Source organism: Oleiphilus sp. HI0061, from assembly GCF_001635675.1.
Genome location: NZ_LWFE01001340.1, coordinates 1 through 962, shown reverse-complemented (window position 1 = coordinate 962; position 962 = coordinate 1). Strand labels below are relative to the sequence as shown.

Below are 962 nucleotides of genomic sequence, written 5' to 3'. Positions count from 1 at the left end.
ACCACGACGTAATAAGTAAGGTTGGATAGGTTAACGCGTCGCGTTAGCAACCCACGAATACCAGCATGATCACCGTCGAAATTACTTGCTTCATCTGATGCGTTGACGCTTCCCTAACGGGAAGAATGTTAATTAAAAAGAAAGGCTCTGGCCGAGGTTCCGGCAGGATTTTGTGCGGGCCTCTTGACGTGGGGAGTCATACCAACGCCTAGCACATGGGCGGAGTACTTTGGCGGGGCTTTTTGCGTGTCTTTGCAAAAAACGCGACACAGTACGGAGTCCTATGGTGCTGCTCGTTAGGTACATTTTAACCACCTTGACTTCATTAATTTAATAACACCAAAAAAGGAAACCAAACCAACCAAGGTGATGATAATACCCCACAGGATACTGATTTGAGGCTCCCTTTCAAAGAAGCTGTTTATTATGGCTGAGATACCAATCCCAACGACACCTAATAGACAAAAACAGACTACAGAAAGGAAATAATTTATAGCTGTTTTCCATTTTGGAGTCTCGGAAAGGTATGTGGCATACGATAAAACGGAAACCGATACTGAGAGCATAATTACTATTCTAAGAGGCATTTCACCGTTTGATGTAGCCTCAATAGGTATTTGAAACACAGACAACGCAACTACAAAAATCGAGAAATATACTCCAAGAGTTAAGGCTAGTTGTGCCCATTGATTATTGGCATTCATTTGGGTACCTAACGCTTTGCTAAACGGAGGAGCGAAATTGGCGCGCCTTTTTGGAACAAAAAGCGCGACACATTTTGCGGAGTCCGTTTGAGCAACTTGTTATAGCTTTTCATTTGTTTGTAGCACTTTCTTTACAACCGTTCCACAACCAAGCGAAAGCAATGCGAGCAACACTAATTGCAACGCCCAAATACTATAAATATATCTATTTGCTTGCTTGGTATTTTTTTTAGATGCCTCTTTAAGCTTTGGCAGATA

At 42.3% G+C, this 962-nt stretch carries 1 protein-coding gene; it reads right to left on the bottom strand.

The annotated features are described in order from the left end of the window. Window positions 1-296: 296 nt before the first annotated feature. On the bottom strand, window positions 297-704 hold the full coding sequence (locus A3735_RS21185; protein WP_068510936.1) for a hypothetical protein: 408 nt from the start codon (window positions 702-704) through the stop codon (window positions 297-299). Between the last annotated feature and the right edge of the window lie 258 nt (window positions 705-962).

Coding starts and splice junctions, on each gene's coding strand:
- A3735_RS21185 (WP_068510936.1), bottom strand. CDS start 704: ATGAATGCCAATAATCAATGGGCACAACTAGCCTTAACTCTTGGAGTA.